Annotated in this window: 24 protein-coding genes; 13 read left to right on the top strand and 11 right to left on the bottom strand. The window is 72.5% G+C overall.

Going from position 1 to position 24,769, the window contains the following annotated elements; translation table 11 throughout:
- Window positions 1-30: 30 nt before the first annotated feature.
- Window positions 31-1,512, bottom strand: coding sequence for an ArnT family glycosyltransferase (locus FHS34_RS14965; protein ID WP_184965219.1), 1,482 nt, complete (start codon window positions 1,510-1,512; stop codon window positions 31-33).
- Window positions 1,513-1,976: 464 nt separating this feature from the next.
- On the opposite strand from FHS34_RS14965, the gene FHS34_RS14960 reads away from it, so the two are divergent.
- Window positions 1,977-3,203 (top strand): glycosyltransferase family 2 protein, encoded by a 1,227-nt coding sequence (locus FHS34_RS14960; RefSeq protein ID WP_184965342.1) that lies wholly within the window; start codon window positions 1,977-1,979, stop codon window positions 3,201-3,203.
- On the top strand, window positions 3,200-4,417 hold the full coding sequence (locus FHS34_RS14955) for a glycosyltransferase (RefSeq protein WP_184965217.1): 1,218 nt from the start codon (window positions 3,200-3,202) through the stop codon (window positions 4,415-4,417). Before FHS34_RS14960 ends, FHS34_RS14955 begins: the two co-directional genes overlap by 4 nt.
- An 88-nt stretch (window positions 4,418-4,505) precedes the next feature.
- On the opposite strand, the gene FHS34_RS14950 is transcribed toward FHS34_RS14955, so the two are convergent.
- The 3 genes from FHS34_RS14950 to FHS34_RS14940 form a co-directional block, all read right to left on the bottom strand.
- Window positions 4,506-6,539 carry a thioredoxin domain-containing protein gene (locus tag FHS34_RS14950; RefSeq protein WP_184965215.1) on the bottom strand — a complete coding sequence of 678 codons (2,034 nt, stop codon included), beginning with the start codon at window positions 6,537-6,539 and terminating at the stop codon, window positions 4,506-4,508.
- A gap of 35 nt (window positions 6,540-6,574) precedes the next feature.
- Window positions 6,575-7,264 (bottom strand): hypothetical protein, encoded by a 690-nt coding sequence (locus FHS34_RS14945; protein ID WP_184965213.1) that lies wholly within the window; start codon window positions 7,262-7,264, stop codon window positions 6,575-6,577.
- Window positions 7,265-7,387: 123 nt separating this feature from the next.
- Window positions 7,388-8,014: an ArsR/SmtB family transcription factor gene (locus FHS34_RS14940; protein WP_184965211.1), complete on the bottom strand. Its 627-nt coding sequence runs from the start codon at window positions 8,012-8,014 to the stop codon at window positions 7,388-7,390.
- A gap of 167 nt (window positions 8,015-8,181) precedes the next feature.
- Here FHS34_RS14940 and FHS34_RS14935 point away from each other — a divergent pair, with 167 nt between their 5' ends.
- Window positions 8,182-8,568, top strand: coding sequence for a hypothetical protein (locus FHS34_RS14935; protein WP_221508892.1), 387 nt, complete (start codon window positions 8,182-8,184; stop codon window positions 8,566-8,568).
- Between the two features lie 155 nt (window positions 8,569-8,723).
- Window positions 8,724-11,927 (top strand): tetratricopeptide repeat protein, encoded by a 3,204-nt coding sequence (locus FHS34_RS14930; RefSeq protein ID WP_184965209.1) that lies wholly within the window; start codon window positions 8,724-8,726, stop codon window positions 11,925-11,927.
- A gap of 9 nt (window positions 11,928-11,936) precedes the next feature.
- Here the strand turns inward: FHS34_RS14930 and FHS34_RS14925 are convergent, their stop codons facing one another.
- Window positions 11,937-12,185, bottom strand: a complete 249-nt coding sequence (locus tag FHS34_RS14925; protein WP_184965207.1) for a hypothetical protein — start codon at window positions 12,183-12,185, stop codon at window positions 11,937-11,939.
- Window positions 12,178-13,059, bottom strand: a complete 882-nt coding sequence (gene mca, locus FHS34_RS14920) for a mycothiol conjugate amidase Mca (protein WP_184965205.1) — start codon at window positions 13,057-13,059, stop codon at window positions 12,178-12,180. The genes FHS34_RS14925 and mca overlap by 8 nt, the downstream gene beginning before the upstream one ends.
- Window positions 13,060-13,213: 154 nt before the next feature.
- Here mca and FHS34_RS14915 point away from each other — a divergent pair, with 154 nt between their 5' ends.
- Entirely contained in the window at window positions 13,214-13,612 is a 399-nt protein-coding gene (locus FHS34_RS14915) for a DUF4307 domain-containing protein (protein WP_184965203.1), read from the top strand.
- A gap of 190 nt (window positions 13,613-13,802) precedes the next feature.
- Window positions 13,803-14,303 (top strand): transcription elongation factor GreA, encoded by a 501-nt coding sequence (gene greA, locus FHS34_RS14910; RefSeq protein WP_184965201.1) that lies wholly within the window; start codon window positions 13,803-13,805, stop codon window positions 14,301-14,303.
- Window positions 14,304-14,762: 459 nt separating this feature from the next.
- Here the strand turns inward: greA and ilvA are convergent, their stop codons facing one another.
- Window positions 14,763-15,992: a threonine ammonia-lyase gene (gene ilvA / locus FHS34_RS14905; RefSeq protein WP_184965199.1), complete on the bottom strand. Its 1,230-nt coding sequence runs from the start codon at window positions 15,990-15,992 to the stop codon at window positions 14,763-14,765.
- 162 nt (window positions 15,993-16,154) lie between these two features.
- On the opposite strand from ilvA, the gene FHS34_RS14900 reads away from it, so the two are divergent.
- From FHS34_RS14900 to FHS34_RS14890, 3 genes are all read left to right on the top strand, one after another.
- Entirely contained in the window at window positions 16,155-16,661 is a 507-nt protein-coding gene (locus FHS34_RS14900) for a MarR family winged helix-turn-helix transcriptional regulator (RefSeq protein WP_184965338.1), read from the top strand.
- A gap of 130 nt (window positions 16,662-16,791) precedes the next feature.
- Window positions 16,792-17,295 (top strand): sigma factor-like helix-turn-helix DNA-binding protein, encoded by a 504-nt coding sequence (locus tag FHS34_RS14895; protein ID WP_184965197.1) that lies wholly within the window; start codon window positions 16,792-16,794, stop codon window positions 17,293-17,295.
- 163 nt (window positions 17,296-17,458) lie between these two features.
- Window positions 17,459-17,707 (top strand): hypothetical protein, encoded by a 249-nt coding sequence (locus tag FHS34_RS14890; RefSeq protein ID WP_184965336.1) that lies wholly within the window; start codon window positions 17,459-17,461, stop codon window positions 17,705-17,707.
- A 13-nt stretch (window positions 17,708-17,720) separates the two neighbouring features.
- Here the strand turns inward: FHS34_RS14890 and FHS34_RS14885 are convergent, their stop codons facing one another.
- The gene (locus FHS34_RS14885) at window positions 17,721-18,875 is read right to left on the bottom strand and encodes a cystathionine gamma-synthase (RefSeq protein ID WP_184965195.1); all 1,155 of its coding nucleotides are present in this window, start codon (window positions 18,873-18,875) and stop codon (window positions 17,721-17,723) included.
- A 163-nt stretch (window positions 18,876-19,038) separates the two neighbouring features.
- On the opposite strand from FHS34_RS14885, the gene FHS34_RS14880 reads away from it, so the two are divergent.
- Both FHS34_RS14880 and FHS34_RS14875 read left to right on the top strand, forming a co-directional pair.
- Window positions 19,039-20,157, top strand: coding sequence for a hypothetical protein (locus FHS34_RS14880; protein WP_184965187.1), 1,119 nt, complete (start codon window positions 19,039-19,041; stop codon window positions 20,155-20,157).
- A gap of 170 nt (window positions 20,158-20,327) precedes the next feature.
- On the top strand, window positions 20,328-20,576 hold the full coding sequence (locus tag FHS34_RS14875; protein ID WP_313149132.1) for a hypothetical protein: 249 nt from the start codon (window positions 20,328-20,330) through the stop codon (window positions 20,574-20,576).
- Window positions 20,577-20,621: 45 nt separating this feature from the next.
- On the opposite strand, the gene FHS34_RS43450 is transcribed toward FHS34_RS14875, so the two are convergent.
- On the bottom strand, window positions 20,622-20,744 hold the full coding sequence (locus FHS34_RS43450) for a hypothetical protein (protein ID WP_280528489.1): 123 nt from the start codon (window positions 20,742-20,744) through the stop codon (window positions 20,622-20,624).
- A gap of 240 nt (window positions 20,745-20,984) precedes the next feature.
- On the opposite strand from FHS34_RS43450, the gene FHS34_RS14870 reads away from it, so the two are divergent.
- Window positions 20,985-21,707, top strand: a complete 723-nt coding sequence (locus tag FHS34_RS14870) for a type 1 glutamine amidotransferase family protein (RefSeq protein ID WP_184965185.1) — start codon at window positions 20,985-20,987, stop codon at window positions 21,705-21,707.
- A gap of 116 nt (window positions 21,708-21,823) precedes the next feature.
- On the opposite strand, the gene FHS34_RS14865 is transcribed toward FHS34_RS14870, so the two are convergent.
- Window positions 21,824-22,867 carry an NAD(P)-dependent alcohol dehydrogenase gene (locus FHS34_RS14865; RefSeq protein WP_184965183.1) on the bottom strand — a complete coding sequence of 348 codons (1,044 nt, stop codon included), beginning with the start codon at window positions 22,865-22,867 and terminating at the stop codon, window positions 21,824-21,826.
- Between the two features lie 170 nt (window positions 22,868-23,037).
- On the opposite strand from FHS34_RS14865, the gene FHS34_RS14860 reads away from it, so the two are divergent.
- Window positions 23,038-23,949: a helix-turn-helix domain-containing protein gene (locus FHS34_RS14860; protein WP_184965181.1), complete on the top strand. Its 912-nt coding sequence runs from the start codon at window positions 23,038-23,040 to the stop codon at window positions 23,947-23,949.
- A 9-nt stretch (window positions 23,950-23,958) separates the two neighbouring features.
- On the opposite strand, the gene FHS34_RS14855 is transcribed toward FHS34_RS14860, so the two are convergent.
- Window positions 23,959-24,729, bottom strand: a complete 771-nt coding sequence (locus tag FHS34_RS14855) for a group II truncated hemoglobin (RefSeq protein ID WP_184965179.1) — start codon at window positions 24,727-24,729, stop codon at window positions 23,959-23,961.
- Window positions 24,730-24,769: the final 40 nt, after the last annotated feature.

Raw genomic sequence — 24,769 nt, 5'->3', positions numbered from 1 at the left:
TCCCCCCTCGATCGGTGGCGGGTCCTCCGGTCAGCCGGCGCGGCCGATCCGCAGGATGTCGATCCGGCCGCCGCCCTCCCCGAAGGTGGCGACCGGCGTGCCGTGCGCGAACAGGGCCCGCAGTGTGGGCAGATGCTCGCGTTCGCCGCGCAGGGCGGGTGTGGACACCACGTAGTCGATGTCCTTCCAGCCGTGCGGCAGCGTCTTGGTGACGGCAGGGTCCTGGTCCAGCTTGTAGTGCCAGATGACGCCGGTGCCGGGCCGGTATCCGGCGTCGACGGCGTCCAGCCAGAGCACGCCGTCGGTGACCAGGCGGACCTTGTCGCGGTCGCCGGTGTCCGTCTCGCGCAGCCAGCGGGCGGCGTCGCGGTAGACGCGGTTGTCGTCGGCGGTGGTGGCGAGCCGGTCCTGGTCGTACCAGGCCGGGCCGGCGACCGCCACGGCGGCGAGGACCGCGGCGAGTGCGGCGGCGGGCCGCAGCCGGGGCCGGCCGGGCAGCCGCTCGATCAAGACCTGGACGAGCCCGGCGAGGGTCAGCGCGAGGAAGGGCAGCACCTGCGCGATGTACATCTGCGGCAGGTATCCGCCCGGCCGGAGCGCGACCAGGGCGAGCACCAGGACGCCGAGCGCGGCGGGCCGCAGCCGGCGGACCGGCAGCGCGCACAGCGCGGCGACGGCACCGCCGACCAGCAGGTACGGGTCGCGGGTGAGCCAGTCGGCGAACAGCCGGTGGGCGTCGGTGCCGGCCTGGAAGGCGGAGCCGCTGCCCTCGCGCCCGCCGAGCTGGAACGTGAGCGTGCCGAGCAGCGAGACATGGCCGGCGCCGGGCAGCAGTTCGCCCTTGAGCAGCGCGTACAGCGGATAGAACAGACCGGTCAGCACGAACCCGGAGAAAAAGCCGGCCAGCGAGAACTTGCGGGTGCTGGGGTGGCTGCCCTGCCACATCGCCACCAGCAGCACCGGCAGCAGCACGCCGATGGTCTCCTTGGAGAGGACGGCGAGCGCGAAGGACATGCCGGCCGCGACGTGGTGCCACAGGTGGCGGCGCGGCGAGAGCGCGAAGGCGAACGCGGCGAGCGCCCACAGGACGGCGAAGTTGTCCAGGTAGATCTGCCGGTGCAGGACCACCGCGAGCGGTGAGAGCGCGTAGAGCAGGACGGCGCCCGCGGCGGTGGGCCGGGCGAGGCCCAGGCGGCGGCCGACGACGTAGAGGAGGACGCAGGTCACGGCGGCCACCGGGAGCATGGCGAGCCGGCCCTGGACGAAGGTGGGCAGGTCCGGCCGGATCAGGTCGGGCAGCCAGGAGACCGCGGAGAGCTGTATCCAGCCGAGCGGCGGGTGGTCGTACCAGTAGGTGTAGTGCGCGAGTTCGCCGTGCCGGACGGCCCAGGCCTGCGCGAGATAGGTGCCCTCGTCGTCGTTCGGGAACGGGTATTTACCGATTCCCCGCGCGCGTATCGCGAGTGCGATGATGATTACCGGCGCAACCCAGAAATAATCCGCTCGAAACAATGTGCGGCGCGCTGCGGGCCGTTCCTCTTGTGAATTGTCGGCCGCCGGTCGGAGAACAACGGCAGTCTCCATGCGGAATCCCCCACCCCCACTTATGGCCCGACACGCCTCAGGGACCTCCCCCATGAAACCCCTGAGAAATCGGGCAGGCTGCAGCATGATGGCACAGGTCGACCCAGCACATGTGCGGAACATAAAATTCCGCTCGTGCGCGACGGCCGCATTGCCGGAGAAATGCGGAACCTGCTAGCTTCATTGGAAAGCTCGCCGCGATCGTTTTCCGATCACGCGGGAAATCTCCCCGGAAGACGGGGGGAAGTACCGTCCACAGGGCCCGGGGGGAACCGGGGGGTTTGAGTCGGGCCCGAATGATCGCGTTCCACTTGGTGAGCACGGGGAAGACCAGGGAACCGAGGGGGGAATTCGTGGTCTCCGCTGTCCTGTTCATAGATTCGGTCGTACTGATGATCGCCGCCGGCGTCACGCTGTGGTGGATGCTCCATGCCTGGCGCACCCCGGAGACACTGCAGTCCACGGCGTTCGCCGAGCCCGACGGCAGGCCCGGCCTGTCCTTCTCGCTGCTGGTCCCGGCCCGGCACGAGGAGGCCGTCCTGCGGCACACCGTCGAACAGATGCTCCGCATCGACCATCCGTCCTACGAGATCCTGGTGATCGTCGGCCACGACGACCCGGGCACCGCCGCCATCGCCGAGCAGCTCGCACAGGAACACCCCGAGAAGGTCCGCACGGTCGTCGACACCCACGAGGTGAAGAACAAGCCGCGCGCCCTCAACACCGCCCTGCCGCACGCCCTGGGCCAGGTCATCGGGGTCTTCGACGCCGAGGACGTCGTCCACCCCGAGCTGCTCGAACACGTCGACTTCGCCTTCCGGCGCGAGGACGCCGACGTCGTCCAGGGCGGCGTACAGCTGATCAACTACGAGAGCAGCTGGTACAGCCTGCGCAACTGCCTGGAGTACTTCTTCTGGTTCCGCAGCCGGCTGCACCTGCACGCGCGCAAGGGCTTCATCCCGCTCGGCGGCAACACCGTCTTCGTCCGCTCCGAGCTGCTGCGCGCCACCGGCGGCTGGGACGGCAACTGCCTGGCCGAGGACTGCGATCTGGGCGTACGGCTGTCCAGCGGCGGCGCCAAGGTCGTCGTCGCCTACCACTCCGCGCTGGTCACCCGCGAGGAGACACCCGACTCCCTCAAGGGCCTCTACAAACAGCGCACCCGCTGGAACCAGGGCTTCCTCCAGGTACTGCGCAAGGGCGAGTGGCGCCGGCTGCCCGGCGTCGGCCAGCGGCTGCTCGCCCGCTACACGCTGAGCACCCCGTTCGTGCAGGCCGCGACCGGCGTGATGATCCCGCTCGGCATCCTGGCGGCCCTGATCGGCGGCGTGCCGCTGCCGTTCTCGCTGTTCGCCTGGCTGCCCATGATCCCGATGGCCGCCATGGTGGTCTTCGAGGCCGTGGCGCTGCACGACTTCGGCAAGGAGTACGGCTTCCGCATCGGCGTCCGGCACTACGTCAAGCTCATCGCCGGCGGGCCGGTCTACGCGGTCGTGCTGGCCGCCGCCGCGCTGCGCGCCGTGTGGCGGGAGTACACCGGGCGGCACGACTGGGAGCTGACCTCCCACGTCGGCGCCCATCTGCCCGTGCAGCCCCCGCAGCCCCAGGAGGCCCGGTGACGGCGCTGCCCGCCCAGGTGTCGATCGTCGTCCCGACGTTCGACGAAGCGGACAACATCCACGCCCTGCTCACCCGCATCGCCGCCGCCGTCCCGGACGGCATCCGCGCCGAGGTGGTCTTCGCCGACGACTCCACCGACGACACCTGCGCGGTGATCGAGAAGGAGGCGGCGCGCTTCCCCTTCCCGGTGGTCCCGCACCACCGGCCGGAGCCCGTCGGCGGGCTCGGCGGGGCGGTGGTGGAGGGGTTCGCCCGTGGCTCGGCGCCCTGGATCGTCGTCATGGACGCCGACCTCCAGCACCCGCCGGAGCTGATCTTCGAGCTGGTCGCGCGAGGGGAGGCGACGGGCGCCGAACTGGTCGTGGCCACCCGCTACGCCGCCGGCGGCGACCGCGGCGGCCTGGCCGGCGGTTACCGCAGGCTGGTGTCCAGCTCCTCGACCCTGCTGGCCAAGGCCCTGTTCCCGCGGGCCCTCGGCGGACTCACCGACCCGATGAGCGGCTTCTTCGCCATCCGCCGTACGGCGGTGGACCGGGCGGCCACCGAGGACGAGGGCCTGCAGCCGCTCGGCTACAAGATCCTGCTGGAACTGGCGGTACGGTGCCGGCCGCGGGGGATCGCCGAGGTGCCGTACGCCTTCGGCGAGCGGCACGCGGGCACGTCCAAGTCCACGCCGACGGAGGGGCTGCGCTTCCTGCGGCACCTCATCACCCTGCGTACCGCCGATCCACGGGCCCGCGCGGTCGTGTTCGGGCTGGTCGGCCTGTCCGGCTTCGTCCCCAACCTCGCCCTGCTGTGGCTGCTGACCGTGACGGCTCCCGGACTGCCCTACGCACCGGCCGAGATCATCGCCAACCAGGCCGGGCTGCTGTGGAACTTCGCGCTGATCGACTCCTTCGTCTACCGCAACCAGCGGCGCCATCACCGGCGTTCGCTACGGCTGCTCACCTTCGCGGGCGTCGGCAACGCGGATCTGGTGGCCCGGATCCCGCTCGCCGCGCTGCTCATCGCGGGCGCGGGCATGTCTCCGCTGCCGGCGACGGCGCTCGGCATGGCGATCGTCTTCACGGCCCGCTTCCTGGTCGTGGACCGCTGGCTGTACCGGCGGCTGCGCGGCCGTACGACGGCTCCCGTGGCCGTCCCGGGCGCGGTGGCGGCGGTGCCGGGCGCCGTGGAGGCGGTGCCGGGCGCGGTGCCGGACCCGCTGGGCTGACCCGTCCCGCCGCCTGCCCTGTCTCGCGTGCCTGCCCGGTTCCGCCGCCTGCCCGGTCCGGTCGGCGCGGACCGGGCGGGCGGGCCGGTCAGGAGTCCGACAGTCCGGCCCGCAGGGCCGCCGGGTCCGTCACCGGCAGATCGCAGACGAAGCCGCGGCAGACGTACGCGGTCGGTGCGCCGTCGACGAGGGTGCGGTCGGCGAGGAGCGGGAACTCGTCGCTGCCGGGGGTGCCGCAGGCGACGACCGCGCCCGGGGCGACGCCCAGAAGGGCCGTACGGTGCAGGGCGGCCGTCCGCTCGTCCTCCAGGGCCGGTCCGACGACGGCCACCTCACGCGGCCCGTCGAGCAGTGCCTCGGCGACGGCGAGGCCCCAGCCGATGAACCGGGGCACGCGCGGACCGAGCGTCTTCACGACGCCCAGCGCCCGCTCGGCCGCGGTCCGGTGCGGCGCGGAGCCGGTGTGCGCGGCATAACCCAGCAGCGCGCCGGCCGCGGCGGTCCAGCCGGAGGGTGCGGCGTTGTCGGTGGGGTCCTGGGGCCGGCGGATGAGCTGCTCGGCGTCGGAGGCGGTGTCGTACAGGGAGCCGTCCTCCGGGTCGGTGAAGCGGGCGAGCACATGGTCGAGGAGCAGTCCGGCGAAGTCGAGCCAGACGCCCTCCCCGGTCACGGAGGCGAGCGCGAGGAAGCCCTCGGCGACGTCGGCGTAGTCCTCCAGGACGCCGGCGTTGGGGCCGACGCGGCCGTCCTTGCTGGTGCGCGCGAGCCGCCCGTGTTCGTCCAGGTGGGCGCGGACGAGCAGGTCGGCGGCGCCGAGGGCGGCCTCGGTCAGGTCGGGCCGGTCGAAGTAGGCGCCGGTCTCGGCGAGCGCCGCGATCGCGAGGCCGTTCCAGGCGGCGACGACCTTGTCGTCCCGGCCGGGTGCGGGCCGCCCGTCCCGCTCGGTCAGCAGCCGGCTCCTGACGGAGGCGATCTTCTCGGCGTCGAACACGCCTTCCGTCTGCGGGAGCTGAAGGACCGACTGGCCGTGCTCGAAGGTGCCCTCGTCCGTCACGCCGAAGTACTGGGCGGCGAGTTCGGCGTCGTCGCCGAGGACCTCGCGCAGCTGTCCGGGCGTCCAGACGTAGTACGCCCCCTCCACGTGCCGGCCGGTGCCGTCGTCGCTGTCGGCGTCGAGCGCGGAGGCGAAACCGCCCTCCGGGGTGCGCAGTTCGCGGACCATGAAGTCGGCGGTCTCCAGCGCGACCCGCCGGGCGAGGTCGGAGCCGGTGACCCGCCACAGGTGGGCGTACACCCGGCAGAGCAGGGCGTTGTCGTACAGCATCTTCTCGAAGTGCGGCACGATCCAGTCGCGGTCGACGGAGTACCGGGCGAACCCGCCGCCGAGCTGGTCGTACAGCCCTCCGCGGGCCATCCGCTCACAGGTGTCCTGGGCCATCTGCAGGGCGCCCTCGGCGCCGGTGCGCGCGTGATGGCGCAGCAGGAACTCCAGCACCATGGACGGCGGGAACTTGGGCGCGCCGCCGAATCCGCCGCGCTGCGGGTCGTACTCGCGGGTGAGCCCGAGCAGGGCCTGCGCCAGGTCCTGCTCGCCGGGGGCCTCGGCGGCCTGGCGGACGATCTCCCGCTGGGAGAGATCGCGCACGATCTTCCCGGCGACCTCGGAGACCTCGTCGTGCCGGGTGCTCCACGCCTGCCGGACGCCCTCCAGGACCTGCTGGAAGGAGGGCATGCCGTGGCGCGGGGCGGGCGGGAAGTAGGTGCCGAAGTAGAAGGGCTCCGCGTCCGGGGTGAGGAACACCGTCATGGGCCAGCCGCCCTGCCCGGTGGCGGCCTGGACGGCCTCCATGTAGACGGCGTCCACGTCGGGACGCTCCTCGCGGTCGACCTTGACGCTGACGAAGTGCTCGTTGAGGAAGTCGGCGGTGGCCCGGTCCTCGAAGGACTCGTGGGCCATGACGTGACACCAGTGGCAGCTGCTGTACCCGACGCTCAGCAGCACGGGTTTGTTCGCCCTGCGGGCCTCGTCGAAAGCCTCGGTCGACCACGGCCACCAGTCGACGGGGTTGTCGGCGTGCTGGAGCAGATACGGGGACGTCTCATGGGCCAGTCGATTCGGCATGTTCCCATCCTGCCGCAGTAGCCGCGCGCCGGACGTCAGGCCCAGACGGTGACCTCGAGTTTCGCCAGGCCGGCGGGCGGGGCGGTGAGGACCTTGAGGTGGACGGTGCGGCCCTCCGTGGTCGTCAGGCAGAAGTCGCCGCGGGTCGCCGGCAGGGTGTAGGTGGCGTTGCGCTCCACGCTCTCGGCGCACTCCTCGGCCGTCGGCGCGGCGCCGGAGCCGGCCGGCGGGGCGAGCGCCATGCGGGAGTCCGGCACGAACAGGTCCGGAGCGCCGCCGGTCGACGCGCTGATGATGACGTCCGCGCCCTTGGGGGTGGAGTTGGCCACCACGAGCGGCTCGGCCGTGTCGAAATCGATGTACGACCCGGAGTTGGTCGTGTCGGCCCGGAAGACCTCGGGTCCGAACGCCGCCTTCGCCGCCTGGGCGCCCTTGCCCGGCTCCGTGGACGGCTGGTCGGCGGCCGGGTTCGCGCCGGAGGACCCGTCCGTGCCGGAGGACCGGTGCGCGTCGGTGGAGCCGGCCGCGGCGGAGGACTGTGCGGGCGCCTGCGCCACGCTCTTGTCGCCGGACGAGTCCGGCCGGCTCACCAGGACGGTGACGATGATTCCGACCAGCGGGATCACGATGCCGACGACCCACCAGGCCCAGCGCGGCTGGTGCGGCTGGTGTGGCGGCTGTGGTCCCGGCGGCGTACCCGTGAACGCGCCGTTGTCCGCGGACATGTGCTCCCCCGTCTGTCCTTCTGCTGCCTGTGCCGTCGATGGCTGTCTGTGCCGTCGACGCCGGCATCACGATGGCCACACCGACGGGCCTCCACAGCGACTCGCGTGCCTTCCCGGCCGGGGTCAGCCCGCCGCCGGTTCGCCGTTCCGGTCCGCGTTCCGGTCCGCGTTCCGCTCCTCGTTCCGGTCCCCCAGGGGCTCGGGGACGGCGTAGAAGCGCACCAGCAGTGAGCGTGCGTCCTCCGGGGCCTCCTCGCGCGGGTGGCTGTACCGGTCCAGCAGGGCGTGGTACTCCCGCATGAAGGCGAGCAGTTCCTCCCTGGTCATCCAGGTCTGGTGGCGCTGGACCTGGGACCAGCCCTCCGGGCCGCGGTACTCCATGTGGGCGCGGCGGTAGAGGGCGGAGTCGAACTCGATCTTCAGGTTGGCCAGTTCCACGGCCGCCGCGTACTCCTCCGGGGCCATGCCGGCCGGGTCGGGCGTGGTGTGCCGGAAGGGCAGCACGCGCCACCAGCGTTCCCGGCCGCCGGACTTCTCCGGGATCTCCTCGATGAGCCGCTGCTCGGCGAGTTTGCGCAGGTGGTAGCTGGTGGTGCCGGAGCTCTCGCCCAGCTCGCGGGCGAGGACGGTGGAGTTCGCCTCGCCGTGCCGGCCGAGGTACTCCAGCATCCGGCGGCGCAGGGGGTTGCCGAGGGACTTGTAGAGAGCGGTGCGCTCCAGGCTGGTCATCTCGGGCAGGCCGTCGGTCATGGGGTCACGGTAACCCTGAGAGACCCCGAGTCTCCCTGAGACGACCCTGAGATCTGCCGATTTTTCTTTGCAGAGATTTCTCTGCGGTCTAGGGTGATGGCAGTGGATCGGACCGCCGGGCGCGGGACGACGGACGACGGACGACGGGGCGGGGGCACGGGATGGGCATGTCCGGGTGGCGGAAGTGGACGCTGATTCTGCTGGGGGCGTCGGCGGCGCTGCTGGTGCCGTGGATGGCGGTGCTGGCGGTGACCCTGCCGGGCACGGCCCGTGTCCACCACTGGTCACTGGCGTGGATCGGCCTGGACGTCCTCCTGGCGACGGGCTGTGCCGCGACGGCCCTGCTGGGCCTGCGTGGCGACGCCCGCGCCCGCCTCACGGCCTCGGCGACGGCATCGGTGGCGGTCCTGGACGCCTGGCTGGACATAACCACCGCCCACTCGGGCCCGGCCCTCCTCCAGGCGCTGGCCTGCGCGGTGGCGGAGGGGGTGGTGGCGGGTGTCTGCGCTGGGGTGGCGCTGTCCGAGGGACACCGGCGCACGGAGTGCCGGTAGTCCGGCCGCACCGGCCGGCGCCGGACGCCGCCGACGCGTCCTCGGCATGTCGCCACACTTCTCCCACATCCCGCCGATCGTCAGCCCCTCGCGCTGCCGCCCCTTCCCGAAGGACACTCGTACGCAAAGGAGTTGCCGCCGGAGGGGGACGTGACATGCGGGACGGCCATCGGGCGGAGGCCGAGCGGCTGCTGGTGCGGGCCGTGGAGGAGGAGGTACGGCGTTCGGGCGGGCGGATCGACGGTCAGCTGCTGCTGTCGCGGGCGCGCGGCGCCCTGGACGCGATGGCCGGCGCGGCCGGTGAGGAGTACGAGGCCTATACGCACGCCCTGGACGAGGCGGAGGCCGGGCGGCTGACCTTCGGACAGCGGTACGCGCGCGCCGGTGCCGGAACGGCCCTGCTGGTGGCGGCCGTCGCCGCCGTCGCCGCCGCTGTCGCCGACCTCTCGCTGGGCACGGGTGCCGGACCGGCCGTCGGCGCGGGCGTCACCGCGGCCGCGGTGGGTGCCGCGGCCACCGTGGTGAAGGTGGCCGGCGCGCATCTGCCCGCCGTTCACCACCGCGCGGGCGCGGCCGGCCAGCCCGGTGGCGCGGAGCAGCTGCGGCTGCAGTGGCTGACCGCGCTGGAGGTGCGGGGCATCCGCCCGTTCCTCGACCAGCAGCGGGTGATCGGCGCCTCCACCGGGGCGAAGAAGACCGGCGGCCCCGCACTGCGCGGCACGGACAAGAGCGCGGCGGCCCGCAGACGTTCGGTGCTGGAGCAGTCCTTCGGTCATCTGCCGGAGGCCGACGGACCGTTCGCGGGACGCCGGGCGGAGCTGGGGCGGATCAGGCAGTGGGCGCAGGCGGCCCGGGCGGCCACCGAGACGCGCCCGACGGTGGTCGTGCTGCACGGCGAGCCCGGCTCCGGCCGGACCACGCTCGCCGTGCGCGCGGCGCACGAGCTGCGGGACCACTTCAGGGGCGCCGTCGTGGTGGACCTGCGCGGCGGCAGCCGCGAGGAGGCACCACTGACCACCCGGGACGCCCTGCTGCACCTGCTGAACCGGCTGGGCGCGCCCCGTGAACAGCTGCTGTTCCGGGAGCGCTCCTCCCCTGACCAGCAGGTCGAACGGCTCGGCGAGCTGTATCACCGGCATCTGACCGGTCTGCCGGTGACGATCGTGCTGGACGACGTCTCGGACCCGGCGCAGGTGTGCTCCCTGGTCCCGGAGCGGTCCGACAGCCTGGTGCTGGTGACCAGCCGGACGCCCCTCGGCCTTCCCGCGGACCTGCGGGCCTGGGTGCACGAGCTGCCGGTGCGGGCGCTGGACACGGCGGGCGCCGAGGAGCTGCTGACCCTGACGGCCGAGGACACGTCGGGGCCGTACGACGCCGATTCCGCCGACGAGGTCCGCCGGCTGTGCGGCGGGCTGCCGCTGGCGCTGCGGATCGCGGGCTCCGGGCTCGGCCCGCGCTCACCGCGGCAGCTGGCCACGGACCTGGGCGCGTACGGCCCGGTGGAGCCGGTGGAGCGGGCGCTGTGGCTGCGCTACACCGACCAGCCGGAGCCCACGCGCCGGCTGCTGCGCAGGCTCGCCCTGGCCGGCCGGGCCTCGCTGGGCGCGGCGGCGGCGGCCGCGCTGCTCGCCACCGACGAGGCGGAGGCCACCCGGCATCTGGTGGCGCTCGCCCGGGCCGGGCTGCTCGACCATGTGCGCGGCAGCCGCTACCGGCTGCACGATCTGGTGCGGGCCTTCGCGCACGCCCGGCTGCTGGACGAGGAGGACCCGGCCGAGCGCACTGCGGCGCAGGAGCGGCTGATCGTGAACTACGCGGAGCTGGCCGACTCGGTGCTGCGCCTGGTCGACGGGAACATGTCGACGCGGTCGAACCAGTTCGGCTCGCACGGCTTCCCCTCGCTCGACGAGGCGCTGCGCTGGCTCGACGACGAGTCCAGCTTCATCACGGCGGCCCTGCGGCACGCGGAGGGAGTGGACCAGGCGGCGGTGCTCAATCTGCTCGGCGCGCTGTGCGACTACTGCCTGCTGCGCGGCGACCTGTACCGGCTCGGCGAGATCAGCGAGCTGGCGCAGTCGGTGGACCAGGGGCTGCTGGTGCGCTCGGTGCAGTGGCGTACCGGTATCGCGGCCCGGCAGCTGGGTGAGCTGGACAAGGCGCGCGCCACGCTGGCCTCGGTCGTCGACCTGTACCGGGAGGCCCATCACGACGCGGGGGCGGCCCGCGCGCTGACCTCACTCGGGATCACGCTGCACCACCAGGGCAACCTCACCGAGGCCGCCGCGAAGCTCCAGGAGTCCCTGGACCTGCAGGCCGCGCCGGAGCTGGCGACGGACCGGGCGTGGACGATGCACGCGCTGGCGGCGGTCCAGCGGGACCGGGCCCGGCTGGCGGAGGCGCAGGACCTGCTCACCCGCTCCCTGGTGCTGCACCGCGAGGGCGGCTCGGTGCACGGCGAGGCGTGGGCGCACTTCCAGCTGGGCCAGCTGGCGCTGCGGCTGGGGGACGTACCGCGCGCGGAGACGGAGCTGCGGGCCGCCCTGGAGCGGTACGGCCGGACGCACGACGCCCGCGGGGAGGCGTGGGCACTGACCCAGCTGGCCCGGGCCCGGCTGGTGGCCGGCGAGCCCTCCGCCGCCGTGGACGCCCTGCGCCAGGCGGTCGCCCGGCACCGGGACAACGAGGACGTGCGCGGTGAGGCGTGGACGCTGTACTACCTGGGGCAGGCGCTGGAGGAGACCGGCGAGCTGGACCTGGCGGTACGCGACCTGGAGCGGTCCCGGACGATGTTCTCCCGGATGCGTGACGTGTACGGCCTGGCCTGCGCCCGGCATCACTCGGCGCGGGCGACCCGGGACCAGCGGGCCGCGCAGACGGGTTCGCTGCGCAACTCGGGCTTCGCCCGTCAGCTGCTGGTGGACGCGCGGGCCGACTTCCAGCGGATCGGCGTCGCCCACGGCGAGGCCTGGACCTGTCTGGAGCTGGCCGTGGTGGACGCGGGCAACGCCCGGACCCAGCAGGCGCTGGCGCTGTGCGACGAGGCGCTCACCCTGTTCGCCTCCTACGGCGACCGGCGCGGCGAGGACTGGGCCCGCTTCCTGCGCTGCACCCTCCTGCCGTACGCGGCACCGGGCGGGGTGGAGGTGGGCACGGCGGTCGCCCAGGAGGAGCTGGCCCAGCTGGCCCGGACCACGCATCCGCTGCGGGACGAGAAGCTGGACGACTACGTCTCGGCGTACGCGCTGCTGCTGGAGCGGGGGATCCGGCTGGAGGCCGGCTGGCAGGCCTGGCGGCTGCGCATGACACCGGACCGCCACGCCCGGGAGGTGATGGGAGTGGCGGTACCGGCGGGGCGGTGACCTTGGGCGTCAGCCCCCCTGTGCCGTGGAGTCGGCCTTCTTGCCGGCCGGCTCCCCCTCGGCGTCCGGGGACTCCTTGAAGTCGACCTTCTGCATGTGCTTGCTCATCGACTTCATCAGACCCCACACGGCCAGGGCCATCACCGCGAAGACGATGAAGCCGAGGACACCGGGGGTGACCTTGTTCTTGTCCACCTCTTCGGCGAGGGGGACGAGATGCGTCACTGCCAGGCTCACGCTTGCGCTCATGTCAGGCATTGTCCCGGATGCCCGCGAAGAGGTCGTCCTCGGGGATGGACGTATCGACGAGGGACTTCGCCAGCTCGTACTCCTCGGTCGGCCAGACCTCCCTCTGCAGCTCCAGCGGCACCTTGAACCAGCCGCCGTCCGGGTCGATCTGCGTGGCGTGGGCGATCAGCGCCTTGTCGCGGATCTCGAAGAAGTCCGCGCAGGGGACGTGGGTGGTCAGCGTGCGCTCCGAGCGCACCATCTCGTCCCACCGCTTGAGCCAGTCCCCGTACGGGGACTCCAGGCCGCGGTCGAGCATGGCCTGGTGCAGCGCCTCGGTGCGGGGGCGGTTGAAGCCCTGGTTGTAGTAGAGCTTCCGCGGCTGGTAGGCGGGCCCGAACTCGGCCTCCGGGTACTTCTCGGTGTCCGCCGCGCCCTCGAACGCCACCATGGAGATCTTGTGGGTCATGATGTGGTCGGGGTGGGGGTAGCCGCCGTTCTCGTCGTAGGTGGTGATCACCTGCGGGCGGAAGGAGCGGATCTTGCGCACCAGCTCACCGGCCGCCTTGTCGACGTCCTCCAGGGCGAAGCAGCCCTCGGGCAGCGGCGGCAGCGGGTCGCCCTCCGGCAGGCCGGAGTCGACGAAGCCGAGCCACTCCTGCTCGACGCCGAGGATCTCGCGGGCCTCGTCCATCTCCTTCTTGCGTACCTCGTGGATGTGCTCCTCGATGTACGCGTCGCCCTGCAGCTTGGGATTGAGGATGGACCCACGCTCTCCGCCGGTGCAGGTCACCACCAGCACGTCCACCCCCTCGGACACGTACTTGGCCATGGTGGCCGCGCCCTTGCTCGACTCGTCGTCGGGGTGCGCGTGAACGGCCATCAGTCGCAACTGGTCAGTCAAGACTCAATCCTCGGTAAGTCGGCGCCCCGGGTTGATGGGGCATTCAATGATGCCGTCCCGGAGGGACGTCGTTGAGGGGTGGCGGTCGAACGGCGGGCGGGGGCTTCTATAGTGACCGAATCGGGGGGCGAATAATTCCGCGGAGAGGACGATCATGAGTACCGCGAGCACGCGGCTGCCCGAGGGCCGCTACGGCCGCCCCTCGGACGAGCGCGCCGACCGCAAGCTCAAGATCGCCGGCTCCGTGCTGGGCGCGGCACTGCTCGCCGGGATCGGCTACTTCGCCTACCACTATGTCGCCGAGAACGAGATCAGCGCCCAGGTCATCGCCTTCAAGGCGTCGGACGACGCGGTCGAGGTCCATCTGGAGGTCCACAAGGACTCCGGCGCCTCCGGCTACTGCACCCTGCGCTCCCAGTCCTCCGACGGCGCCGAGGTGGGCCGGGCCGACTTCCGTTTCACGGGCTCGGCCACGCGGATCGACCGGGTCGTCACGCTCCGTACGACCGCGCGGGGCACGACCGCGCAGCTGCTGGGCTGCCACACCGGCTGACGGCCGGCGGACACTCCCCGCGTCCGCCCGGAATGCGTAGGCTCCGACCTGCGTTGATGTGATTCCCGTGGCTTATGTCCTCCCCCTTCCGCCCGTGAATTGTTAGGCTCGTGGTTTCGCCCACCCGAGAGGGAACATTCTTCTGGGTAGGGCGATGCTTTGTATTCCCAGTACCGACGAGGAGCACCCTGTGACCCAGACCAGCGAGAACGTCACCTGGCTGACCCAGGAGGCGTACAACAAGCTCAGGGACGAGCTTGCGTACCTTACTGGTCCTGCGCGCACGGAGATCGCCGCCAAGATCGCGGCCGCGCGTGAGGAGGGCGACCTGCGCGAGAACGGCGGGTACCACGCGGCCAAGGAGGAGCAGGGAAAGCAGGAGCTGCGTGTGCGCCAGCTGACCCAGCTGCTGGAGAACGCCCAGGTGGGCGAAGCTCCGGCCTCCGCGGACGGTGCCGTCGCGCCGGGCATGGTCGTCACGATCGCCTTCGACGGTGACGAGGACGACACGCTGACGTTCCTGCTCGCCTCGCGCGAGTACGCGAGCGCCGACATCGAGACGTACTCGCCGCAGTCCCCGCTCGGCGCCGGCGTCACCGGCCACAAGGTCGGCGAGGACGCGGAGTACGAGCTGCCGAACGGCAAGAAGGCCTCTGTGCGGATCCTGAAGGCCGAGCCCTACGTGGGCTGATCCTTCCCCGGTTCGCTTCCCCGCCCCCTGCGGCCCCTGAGGGCCGCCGGGGGCTTTGTCGTCCCAGGAGACCGTCGCGCGGGCGGGAGATCCGGGCGTCAGGCGGTCGCCGAGCGGTACTTGCGCACCGCGAGGGTGCGGAAGACCACGATGATCAGGACCGAGTAGATCAACGCGCCTGACATGTCTGTCTCCACGTCATCGGGGATGTCGGTGCGGGGATTTCCCGCAAAAGGCTAGGTCCGCGCGCCCGCCGCCGCCCGTCTTTGCCGCACCCGCGCCCCTCGCTCTCACGGACCCGAACGCGAACACGGATACGCATACAGATACGGATACAGGTACGCGGCGGACGGGCGGTCTGTCGCACAGGAAAACCATAACGCGATGTATCGCGTCTCTCAATACATCTCACTCGAACGGGTGCCGACAGCGTGCTCCGGGGGGCGGTGGGGCCCAGGGTCAGTCGATGACCGTGTAGCCGGCGTCCCGCAGGGCCCGGCCGACCTCGACGCAGTGCACCGGCCCCTTCGTCTCCAGGTGCAGCTCCACCTCGGCCTCGGTGAGCCCGAGCCGGGGATCGGTGCGGACATGGCTCACGTCGAGGACGTTGGCGTCGACCGCCGACAGCACCCCGAGGAGCGTGGCGAGCGCACCCGGCCGGTCCGTCAGCCGCAGCCGTACGGCCAGGTAGCGGCCCTGCGCGGCCATGCCGTGCCGCAGCACGCGCTGCATCAGCACCGGGTCGACGTTGCCGCCGGAGAGGACCGCGACGACCGGGCCCTCGAAGGCGTCCGGCGCGGCCAGCAGCGCGGCGACCGGGCTCGCCCCGGCCGGCTCCACGACCAGCTTGGCCCGCTCCAGGCAGAGCAGCAGCGCGGCCGACAGCTGGTCCTCGCTGACCGTACGCACCTCGTCGACCAGCTCACCGACGATCCCGAACGGCACCACGCCCGGCCGCCCCACCTTGATGCCGTCGGCCATCGTCGCCGGGTTCCGCAGCGACACCGGGTGCCCGGCGGCCAGCGAGGGCGGGTAGCAGGCGGCGCCCTCCGCCTGTACGCCGACGATCCGGACGTCGGGGTGGATCGCCTTCACCGCCACCGCGATGCCGGCCGCGAGTCCGCCGCCGCCCATGCCGACGACGACCGTGCGCACCTCCGGGCACTGCTCCAGGATCTCCAGGCCGACCGTGCCCTGGCCGGCGATCACGTCCGGGTGGTCGAAGGGGTGGATGAACACGGCACCGGTCTCGGCCGCGTACTCCTGGGCGGCGGCCAGCGTCTCGTCGACCACCTGGCCGTGCAGACGCACCTCGGCGCCGTACTCCCGGGTCGCGCTGATCTTCGGCAGCGGCGCGCCCTTGGGCATGAACACCGTGGAGTGCACGCCGAGCAGCGAGGAGGCCAGCGCCACCCCCTGCGCGTGGTTGCCCGCGCTCGCGGCCACCACTCCGGCCGCCCGCTCCTCCGGCAGCAGCCCGGAGATCCGCACATAGGCGCCGCGCAGCTTGAACGAACCGGTCCGCTGCAGGTTCTCGCACTTCAGGTGCACCGGTGCGCCGACCAGCTGGGAGAGGTACCGGCTGCCCTCCATCGCCGTCACCCGTGCAACGCCCGAGAGCATCTTCTGGGCGCCGCGCACGTCGTCGAGGGTGACGGAACGCAAGGAGTCGGCCGTGCGGTAGCTCATGCCTCCAGCATCGCAGTTCACGTTTGCGCACGACGGGTGTGACCAAGCAGCGAGACCGGTTTGCGCAGCGCCGGTACGGCCCGGCGCCGGGCCGCGTACCCTGTCCCCCAACCCAGCAGCCCTTCATGAAGCGAGCCTCCGGCCATGCCCACAACACCTGAAATGTCGATGGACATGACGACCGTCGGTGACCCCGGTCTTCTCGACACCCTCCAGCACGAGGTCGCGGTGTTCGCCCGCCGTGCCGAACAGACGCGGCTCGGCGGTGTCGGCCAGGTGCGCAACTCCATGGACCGTGCCGCCTACCTGCTGCTCAACCGCCTCGACAACGAAGGCCCGATGGGCGTCAAGGCACTCGCCGCGAGCATGGGCATCGACTCCTCCACGGTCACCCGTCAGGTGGCTCCGCTGGTCGACACCGGGCTGGTCAAGCGCACCTCGCACCCGGAGGACGGGCGGGCCGTGGTCCTCCAGCTGTCGCCGCGCGGTGCCGCCCGGCTGGAAGAGGTGCGCTCCTCCCGGCGTCAGCTCATGGCGGAGCTGACACACGACTGGGCGCCGGAGGAGCGCGAACAGTTCTGCACGCTCCTCACCCGCTTCAACCACGCGCTCTCGGCGCGGATGTCGGTGCAGGGCGTTCCGGCGACGGAGCAGCCGCCGGCCTCCTGAGTCACGCACCGCACGGGAGAGGTCCGGAGTCTTGACCCCGGGCCCGCCGCTGGCCTCATATGAGACCGGGTCCGGACAGGACCCCGTCTGAGACCGGGTCCGGACACGGCCCCGTCGGGGGGGAGGCGCGGTGCGTGATCGGCAGTCGGCCCGCGGTGCCCGCCGGGCCCGGGAGTTCGAGGCGTTCGTCGCGGGCGCGGCCGGGCGCCTGCTGCACGCGGCCACCCTGCTCACCGCGGAGGCACCGGACGCCAACCCGCGCGCGCGGCGCCTGCTGACGCTCGCGCTCGCCCATACCTACGCGCGCTGGGACCGGCTGCGCGGCGAGGACCCGTACGACTGCGCCCGCCAGTTCCTCGCCACCCGCTTCGCGCGCAGCACCTGGCACCGGTACGGCGCCTTCGGCCGTGCCCGGCCGGATCCGCGCAGCCCGCTGGCCGCGCTCACGCCGCGGGAACGGCTGGTCCTCGTACTGCGGCTGTACGAGGGGGTGGCCGAGGAACAGGCGGCGGCCCTGCTCGGCCTGCCCGCGGAACGTGTCCACACCCTCTGCGACCGGGCGACGGCCACCGTGCTGCACCCCGCCCGGCAGACGCCGCCCCGTCCGGTCGGCAGAAGGGTGGCGCCCTCATGAGGCGCGCCGACGCACCCGCCCCGCCGCCCCGCGAGGGCAGCTCCGGCGACCGGCGAACCGGCGGAACGACCCCGTCGCCCCGCCCGGTGGCACCACCCGCGCGCGGGCGGTGCGGCACCGGCGCCGCCGGCCGGGCGGGCGAGGGCAGAACCGGGCGGCCGTGGTGAAGCGGGGCGAGCGGGAGGCCGCGGTACGGCGGATCATGGAGGGGGCCGTGGCACCGGTGCCTCCCGAGCTGTGCGGCGACGCGGTGCGCCGCGGGGACCGGCTGCTGCGGCAGCGGCTGCTCCTGCGCCGGGTGCTGTGGCTGCTGGCGTGCCTGGCGGCCGTCGCGTTCGCCGTGTGGGCGGCCGAGGCGCGGCCGTGGGTGGAGCCGCCCTCGCAGACGACTCCACCGATCACCGGCTGGTGAGTACGGCCGGCTGTCAGCCGAGGGCCTGCTTGAGGTCCTCCAGCAGGTCGTCGACGTTCTCGATGCCGACCGACAGGCGCACCAGGTCGGACGGGACCTCCAGCAGGGAGCCCGCGACGGAGGCGTGCGTCATCCGGCCGGGGTGCTCGATGAGGGACTCGACACCGCCGAGGGACTCGCCGAGAGTGAAGATCTTGGCGCGGTTGCACACCTCGATCGCGGCCTCCTCGCCGCCCTCGACGCGGAACGACACCATGCCGCCGAACGCCCTCATCTGCTTGACGGCGACGTCGTGGCCGGGGTGGTCGGGCAGCCCCGGGTAGCACACGCTGGTCACGCGCGCGTGCCGGGTCAGCATGTCGGCGATCTTCGTGGCGTTCTCGCTGTGCCGGTCCATGCGCACCGCGAGGGTCTTGGTGCCGCGCAGCACCAGCCAGGAGTCGAAGGGGCCGGCGACGGCGCCCATCGCGTTCTGGTGGTACGCCAGTTCCTCGCCGAGAGCCTGGTCGCTGACGATCAGCGCGCCGCCGACGACGTCCGAGTGGCCGCCCATGTACTTGGTCAGCGAGTGGAGGACGACGTCCGCGCCGAGCGACAGCGGCTGCTGCAGGTAGGGCGTGGCGAAGGTGTTGTCGACCACGAGCTTGGCGCCCGCCTCGTGGGCGACCTGCGCGACGGCGGCGATGTCGGTGATGCCGAGCAGCGGGTTGGAAGGCGTCTCCACCCAGACGGCCTTGGTCTTCGGGGTGATCGCGGCCCGGACGGCGGCCGGGTCGCTGGTGTCGGCGACCGACCACTCGACCCCCCAGCGGGTGGCCACCTTGGCGAAGAGCCGGAAGGTGCCGCCGTAGGCGTCGTTCGGGATCACCACGTGGTCGCCGGGGGTGAGCAGCGTACGCAGCAGTGTGTCCTCGGCCGCGAGACCGGACGCGAAGGCGAGGCCGCGACGGCCGCCCTCCAGCGCGGCGAGGTTCTCCTCCAGGGCGGTACGGGTCGGGTTGGCACTGCGGCTGTACTCGTAGCCGCCGCGCAGCCCTCCGACGCCGTCCTGCTTATAGGTCGAGACCTGGTAGATCGGCGGGACGACCGCGCCGGTGAGGGGATCCGCGGTGTTGCCCGCGTGGATCGCGAGGGTCTCGAAGTGTTCGCTGATATGCCTGTCGCTCATGTGCACCGAGCGTAGTGCGCCCGGCAGCTTCCTGACGTCCGCAATGAGCCGCTCGTCATGTTCTGCATCGGCCGCCGTCCGTCTGTCATGCCCTGATCGTGAGTTGTCCACAGGCCGGGGACGGGGTTCGCCAATTGCCGTCGGCGTCTGGTTCGCTTGACGCATGGCGATTCTCTGGCTGCTGATGGCGCTGCTCATGCTGAGCCTCGTCCTGCTCCCGGTCTTCCGGCGCAGGCGGGGCGGGATCGAGCAGGTTCCCCCGGGACACCCGGACGCCGCCGACCCGGCGGCCTACGGCTTCGTGCGCCAGGAGGAGCTGGACGTGCGTCTGCCCGGCCCGGACCAGGACCTGCTGGACGTCCTGGATCTGGTGCAGCGCACCCAGGACTACCGGGCCGCCGCCCAGCTGCTGGCGGGCACCGAGTCCGAGGGCGAGACGCGCTGGCAGCGGGTGCAGGCCTTCGCCGGAGCCGCCGCGCTGGAGCTCCAGCAACGGCCCGGCGGGGTGCACGAGACGCCGGGCGGCCAGTGGCTGCGGGTGTGGCGGGCCGAGCAGCCCAAGGACGCGGGCGGCGCGGCCGTGCATGCCGAGTTCCTGGTGCAGCAGGCCTGGCGGACGGCCACGCCGGGCACGGACGACTTCCGGATCATCATGGAGGAGGCCCGGACGGCCTGCGGGGAGGCGGCCCTGCTGGCTCCCGGCGACCCGGTGCCGTACGTCATAGAGCTCTCCATCGCCCGGGGACTGGGCTACTCACGGGACGAGTTCGAGCAACTGTGGCTGAAAATCCTGGACCGCGCCCCTCAGCACATGGGCGCGCATCTGGCCGCGCTGCACTACTGGTGCGAGAAGTGGCACGGCTCGCGGGAACAGGCGTACTCCTTCGCCGAGGCCGCCGCGGCCCGCGCCCCGCGGGGTTCGCTGCTCGCCGCGCTGCCGCTGTTCGCGGTGTTCGAGCACCTCCCGGAGGTGAACCTGGTCGCGAGTTTCTACCGGAGCGAGGTCGTCACCAAGGCGATCCACGGCGCGCTGCACGCGTCGCACGCCGCGGATCCCGACGACCCGACGCTGCCGCACGTCCGGCACCTGCTGATCTACTTCCTGGTCCGCGCCGAACGCTGGGCGGAGACCATGGACCAGCTGATACACGTCGACGGGCACGTCGGCGCGCTGCCGTGGACCCTGTCCTTGGACCCGGCCGCCGCCTTCGCCCTCCACCGCGCGCTGGCGGTCGCCGGTTACGAGGCCAACGGCGGCAGCCCGGCCACCCTCCCCGGCTGACCGGACGGGGCCGGCGGGACGGGCTTGATCGGACGGGCCGACAGGACGGGCTGACCTGACGGGCCGGCGGGGCAGGAAGGGCCGACGACGGCCGGCTGTGGCGGCTGGCGGAGCGGCTGCCCCTGACCGAGGAGGCGGCCGCCGCGAAGGGACGGGCCTTCCGGCAGTTCGTGCGGCCCGGGCTGCACCGCTCGCTGCGCACGATGGTGCTGGCCGAGTTCAGCTCCCGTTCGCTGCTGCACTGGGAGTTCTCCTGGGCCCGCCCGGCGACGGTGCGGCTGCCCGGCTGGGGCTCGGAGACCGAGGACGACGGCCCCGAGACCGCGCTGGAGGCTGCCGTGGAAGCGGCGGTCGCCGACCACCCCGACACCGAGCGGCTGCGCGCGCTGCTGCCGCCGGCGGCGATCCAGAACGCCTGACCAGCCCTCCCCCGAGTATGAACGGACCGATCCGATGACGGCGGGTCAGGACGGTCCGGTGAGCAGGCGGCGCAGTTCCGTTCGTTCGGTCTCCAGGCGGCCGGCCTTCTCCTCCAGCTCGGCCAGGCGGCGGCGCAGGGCCTCGGGGACGCCCGGGCAGGCCGCCAAGGCGGTGCCCGTCTCCGTGTCCGTGGTGCACGGCAGCAGGGAGGCGACGACCCGGACCGGTTCGTCGGGTTCGTACGCGACCGGGTGCTCGGCGGCACCGCGGCCGAGCTGTTCCGCCTGCCGGCCGAGCCGCCCCGCGGCCGCGTTCCCGGGCCGTCGGCAGCCGCTAATTCGGGCGACGGGGACGGCGCCCGCCGCGTAGATTCGCCCGGCGAGTGGACCGGGGTCGAAGGGGAGGGCATGGGCAGCCGTACGTTCCTGATCGGTGGTGGCTGGGACCGCGCCGAGGTGTACGAACCGTTCCTGCGGGTGTTGCGCGGCGAGCGGCGGGTCGGGTGTCTGCTCGTCGACGAGGGGGACGGGGCCGCGCAGTTCGAGCGGTACGCGACGGTGCTGCGGAAGGCCGGGCCGTCGTGCGCGCCGGTGCCCTTGCCGGTGCCGCTCGGCGGTCGGTTCGAGCCCGAGGCCGCGCTGGACGGGATCGACGGGCTGCTGGTCTGCGGTGGGCTCACGCCCGCGTACCAGGACGTGCTCGCGGGCTGCCTGGACCGGCTGCCGGGGCTGCTGGCCGAGCGGGGGGTGCCGTACGCGGGCTTCTCCGCCGGGGCCGCCGTCGCCGCGCGGCGGGCCGTGGTCGGCGGATGGCTGGTGGACGGGGTCCCGGTGTGCCCGGAGGAGACCGGGGAGGACCTGGCGGAGGTCGAGGTACGGGCGGGGCTCGGGCTGGTCCCGTTCGCGGTGGACGTGCACGCGGCGCAGTGGGGGACGCTGGCCCGGCTGGTCGCGGCGGTCGGACGGGGAGACGTGCCGTACGGGGCGGCCGTGGACGAGAACACCCTGCTCGTCGTGGAAGACGGCAGGGCCCGGGTGTCCGGTGCGGGCCGCGTCCATGTCGTACGCCCCCACCCCGGCAACAGCGTCACGGTACGCGCCTACGCCCCCGGAGAAACCTGGCCCGTGTAAACCCGGGCCACCGCCCGCGCCCCCAAAGGGGCGCGGGGAACTGCGCGAACAACCACGACGCACCCGCACCCGGGACACACGCCCAGGCCGCACTGCGCGCCCCCCCCGGCCATCGATCAGATCGTGGCCGTGTCGATCACGAACCGGTACCGCACATCACTGGCCTGCACCCGCTCGTACGCCTCGTTGATCTGGTCCGCGCGGATCAGCTCGATCTCCGCGCCCAGCCGGTGCTCGGCGCAGAAGTCCAGCATCTCCTGGGTCTCGGCGATGCCGCCGATGCCGGAGCTGCTCATGCTGCGGCGGTGGCCGAACAGCGACTGGAGCACGATCTGCACCGGCTCCTCGGGCAGGCCGACGTTCACCATAGTGCCGTCCGTGCGCAGCAGGGCCACGTACGCGGAGAAGTCGAGCGGCGCCGAGACGGTGTTCAGGATGATGTCGAACGTGCCCGCCAGCTCCTCGAAGGTCTCCGGGTCGCCGGTGGCGTAGTAGTGGTCGGCGCCCAGCCGGAGCCCGTCGTCCTTCTTGCGCAGGGACTGCGACAGGACGGTGACCTCGGCGCCGAGCGCGTGCGCGATCTTGACTCCCATGTGGCCGAGACCGCCGAGGCCGACGACGGCGACCTTCTTGCCGGGGCCGGCGTTCCAGTGCTTCAGGGGCGAGTACGTGGTGATGCCCGCGCACAGCAGCGGCGCGGCCACGTCCAGGGACAGCCCCTCGGGGACGCGGACGACGAAGTTCTCGTCGACGACGACGTTCTCGGAGTAGCCGCCGTAGGTGGGCTCACCGTCCTTGCCGGTGTCGTTGTAGGTCCAGGTCGGGCCGCCCTTGAGGCAGTACTGCTCCAGGCCGGCCCGGCAGTTGTCGCAGTCGCGGCAGGAGTCGACCATGCAGCCGACTCCCACCCGGTCACCGACGGCGAACCTGGTCACGCCGGGGCCGACCTCGGCCACCACACCCGCGATCTCGTGGCCCGGGACCATGGGGAAGATGCCGGGGCGCCAGCCGTCCTGGGCCTGGTGGATGTCGGAGTGGCAGATACCGGCGAACTTGATGTCGATCAGGACGTCGAATTCGCCGACCGCGCGCCGCTCGATGGTGGTCCGCTCCAGCGGGGCCTTCGGTGCGGGCGCGGCGTAAGCAGCAACAGTGGTCATGCCGGGGTTCTCCTAGCAAGGGGGGTCGCGCCCGGCTGCCTTCCGCCGGGCACTTGTCCAGCGTGCATCCGATCGGCGACCGCCACCCAGTCCACGGGTTTGCGTACGACCGCCGTGCCTACCACCAGCGAGGTCAGGCTGCTGTGCGTACGAACGGGAATACTGGACGCATGGACGGCAGGGACGAGGAAGCGGGCGCGGCGGTGGCCACCGGCCGGCCCCTGGACCGGCGGGCGGAGCTGAGCGAGTTCCTGCGCAGCCGGCGGGCCCGGCTGAAGCCCGAGGACGTGGGGCTGGCCGCCTTCGGGCGGCACCGGCGGGTGCCGGGGCTGCGCCGCGAGGAGCTGGCGCAGCTGGCCGGGGTGTCGGTGGCCTACTACACCCGGCTCGAACAGGGCAACGGCCGGAACGTCTCGGCGGAGGTGCTGGACTCGATCGCCCGGGCGCTGCGGCTGACGGACGCCGAGCACGCGCATCTCACCCACCTGGCCAAGCCGAAGGCGCACACGAAGAAGCCGGTGGCCCGGCAGCAGCAGGTGCGGCCGGCGCTGCGGCAGCTGCTGGCGTCCCTGGACGGCGTACCCGCGTACATCGTGGGCCGGCGGGCGGAGATCCTCGCCTGGAACCGGACGGCGGCGGCCCTCTTCGGTGACTGGGCGGAGCTGCCGCCCGCCGAGCGGAACTGGGCGCGGCTGACCTTCCTCCGCCCGGACTACCGTGACCTCTTCGTCGACTGGGAGCAGAAGGCGATCGACATCGTGTGCGCCCTGCGCATGGACGCGGGCCGCGATCCGGACGACGCGCGTCTGTCGGCGCTGGTGGGTGAGCTCTCCGTCAAGAGCGAGGAGTTCCGCCGGCTGTGGGCCACGCACGACGTCAAGGAGAAGAGCCACGGCGTCAAGCGGATGCGCCATCCCCTGGTGGGCGATCTCGCCCTGAACTTCGAGAGTTTCCGGCTGACCGACGGCTCGGACCAGTCCCTGGTGACCTATCACGCCGAACCGGACTCGCCGTCCGCCGAGTCCCTGCGGCTGCTGGCCAGCTGGGGCACGGACGCGACCCGGTCCGTGCCGTCGGTCTGACCGCGCGCGTCACCCCTGGTACGGCGGCATCGCCCCCCAGTTCCACTTCGGCACCGGCTGCTCGGCGGGCGGCTGGGCGTCCGGGCCGGAGAAGTACACGGCGAGCCGTGTGCCCCACTCCACGTAGGCCAGGAACGCCGAGCGGAACTCCGCGTCCGTCGGCAGGCCCGCCTCGTCGGCGGCGTCCTGGATCAGGTCCACCCACCGGCGGCGCTGGGCCTCGCCGATGTCGCGGCCCATGTGCTTGGCGACCATGTGCCCGTGGCCGCCCTGGTTCTCGGAGTAGCGGGCCGGGCCGCCGAAGACCTCGCCCAGCCAGAGGGCGACGTGCTCCGCGTGTTCGGGAGGCAGTCCGGCGAAGAGCGGGGCGAGGAGGTCGTCCTTGACCACCTTGTCGTAGAAGATCGAGGTCAGCCGGGAGAAGGCCGCGTCGCCGCCCGCCCAGTCGTAGAGGGTCGGGACCGCCGCTCCCGTGCCCCGCACGGGCGTGGGCCGGTAGTGGCGCATCTCCTCGATCCGCTCCACGTACGGCCTGACCTCGGCGAGGAACGGCGGAAACAGTTCCGACCGGCGGAAGCCCTCCAGGTGGTCCGCTATGGACGTCCAGGTGATCCGCAGGATGAAGGACTCGGGCTCCTCCTCGCAGCGGGCCAGTTCGTAGTCGACGCATTGGGGGGCCGCGGCCAGCTGGGCCGCGGCTCGGGTGTAGGCGGCCAGGAACTCCGCCGACTGCTGCTCGGGAACGCGGTAACGGATGTACTCGACCGTGTGAGCCGTCATGGGAGCACACAAGCACGAACGGCCCGCCGGAAGCTGCTCC

This window comes from Streptomyces echinatus (assembly GCF_014203595.1).
Classification (GTDB): domain Bacteria; phylum Actinomycetota; class Actinomycetes; order Streptomycetales; family Streptomycetaceae; genus Streptomyces; species Streptomyces echinatus.
This window is presented reverse-complemented; position numbering and strand designations above follow the sequence as displayed.

What these genes read in the sequence shown, in the direction of transcription:
- FHS34_RS14880 (WP_184965187.1), top strand. Translation starts at nt 19,039, where the DNA reads ATGGCGATTCTCTGGCTGCTGATGGCGCTGCTCATGCTGAGCCTCGTC.
- FHS34_RS14860 (WP_184965181.1), top strand. Translation starts at nt 23,038, where the DNA reads ATGGACGGCAGGGACGAGGAAGCGGGCGCGGCGGTGGCCACCGGCCGG.
- FHS34_RS14945 (WP_184965213.1), bottom strand. Translation starts at nt 7,264, where the DNA reads ATGTCCGCGGACAACGGCGCGTTCACGGGTACGCCGCCGGGACCACAG.
- FHS34_RS14865 (WP_184965183.1), bottom strand. Translation starts at nt 22,867, where the DNA reads ATGACCACTGTTGCTGCTTACGCCGCGCCCGCACCGAAGGCCCCGCTG.
- FHS34_RS14930 (WP_184965209.1), top strand. Translation starts at nt 8,724, where the DNA reads ATGCGGGACGGCCATCGGGCGGAGGCCGAGCGGCTGCTGGTGCGGGCC.
- FHS34_RS14940 (WP_184965211.1), bottom strand. Translation starts at nt 8,014, where the DNA reads ATGACCGACGGCCTGCCCGAGATGACCAGCCTGGAGCGCACCGCTCTC.
- FHS34_RS14935 (WP_221508892.1), top strand. Translation starts at nt 8,182, where the DNA reads ATGTCCGGGTGGCGGAAGTGGACGCTGATTCTGCTGGGGGCGTCGGCG.
- FHS34_RS14885 (WP_184965195.1), bottom strand. Translation starts at nt 18,875, where the DNA reads ATGAGCGACAGGCATATCAGCGAACACTTCGAGACCCTCGCGATCCAC.
- FHS34_RS14855 (WP_184965179.1), bottom strand. Translation starts at nt 24,729, where the DNA reads ATGACGGCTCACACGGTCGAGTACATCCGTTACCGCGTTCCCGAGCAG.
- FHS34_RS14950 (WP_184965215.1), bottom strand. Translation starts at nt 6,539, where the DNA reads ATGCCGAATCGACTGGCCCATGAGACGTCCCCGTATCTGCTCCAGCAC.
- FHS34_RS14900 (WP_184965338.1), top strand. Translation starts at nt 16,155, where the DNA reads ATGTCGATGGACATGACGACCGTCGGTGACCCCGGTCTTCTCGACACC.
- FHS34_RS14960 (WP_184965342.1), top strand. Translation starts at nt 1,977, where the DNA reads ATGATCGCCGCCGGCGTCACGCTGTGGTGGATGCTCCATGCCTGGCGC.
- FHS34_RS14915 (WP_184965203.1), top strand. Translation starts at nt 13,214, where the DNA reads ATGAGTACCGCGAGCACGCGGCTGCCCGAGGGCCGCTACGGCCGCCCC.
- FHS34_RS14870 (WP_184965185.1), top strand. Translation starts at nt 20,985, where the DNA reads ATGGGCAGCCGTACGTTCCTGATCGGTGGTGGCTGGGACCGCGCCGAG.
- FHS34_RS14925 (WP_184965207.1), bottom strand. Translation starts at nt 12,185, where the DNA reads ATGCCTGACATGAGCGCAAGCGTGAGCCTGGCAGTGACGCATCTCGTC.
- ilvA (WP_184965199.1), bottom strand. Translation starts at nt 15,992, where the DNA reads ATGAGCTACCGCACGGCCGACTCCTTGCGTTCCGTCACCCTCGACGAC.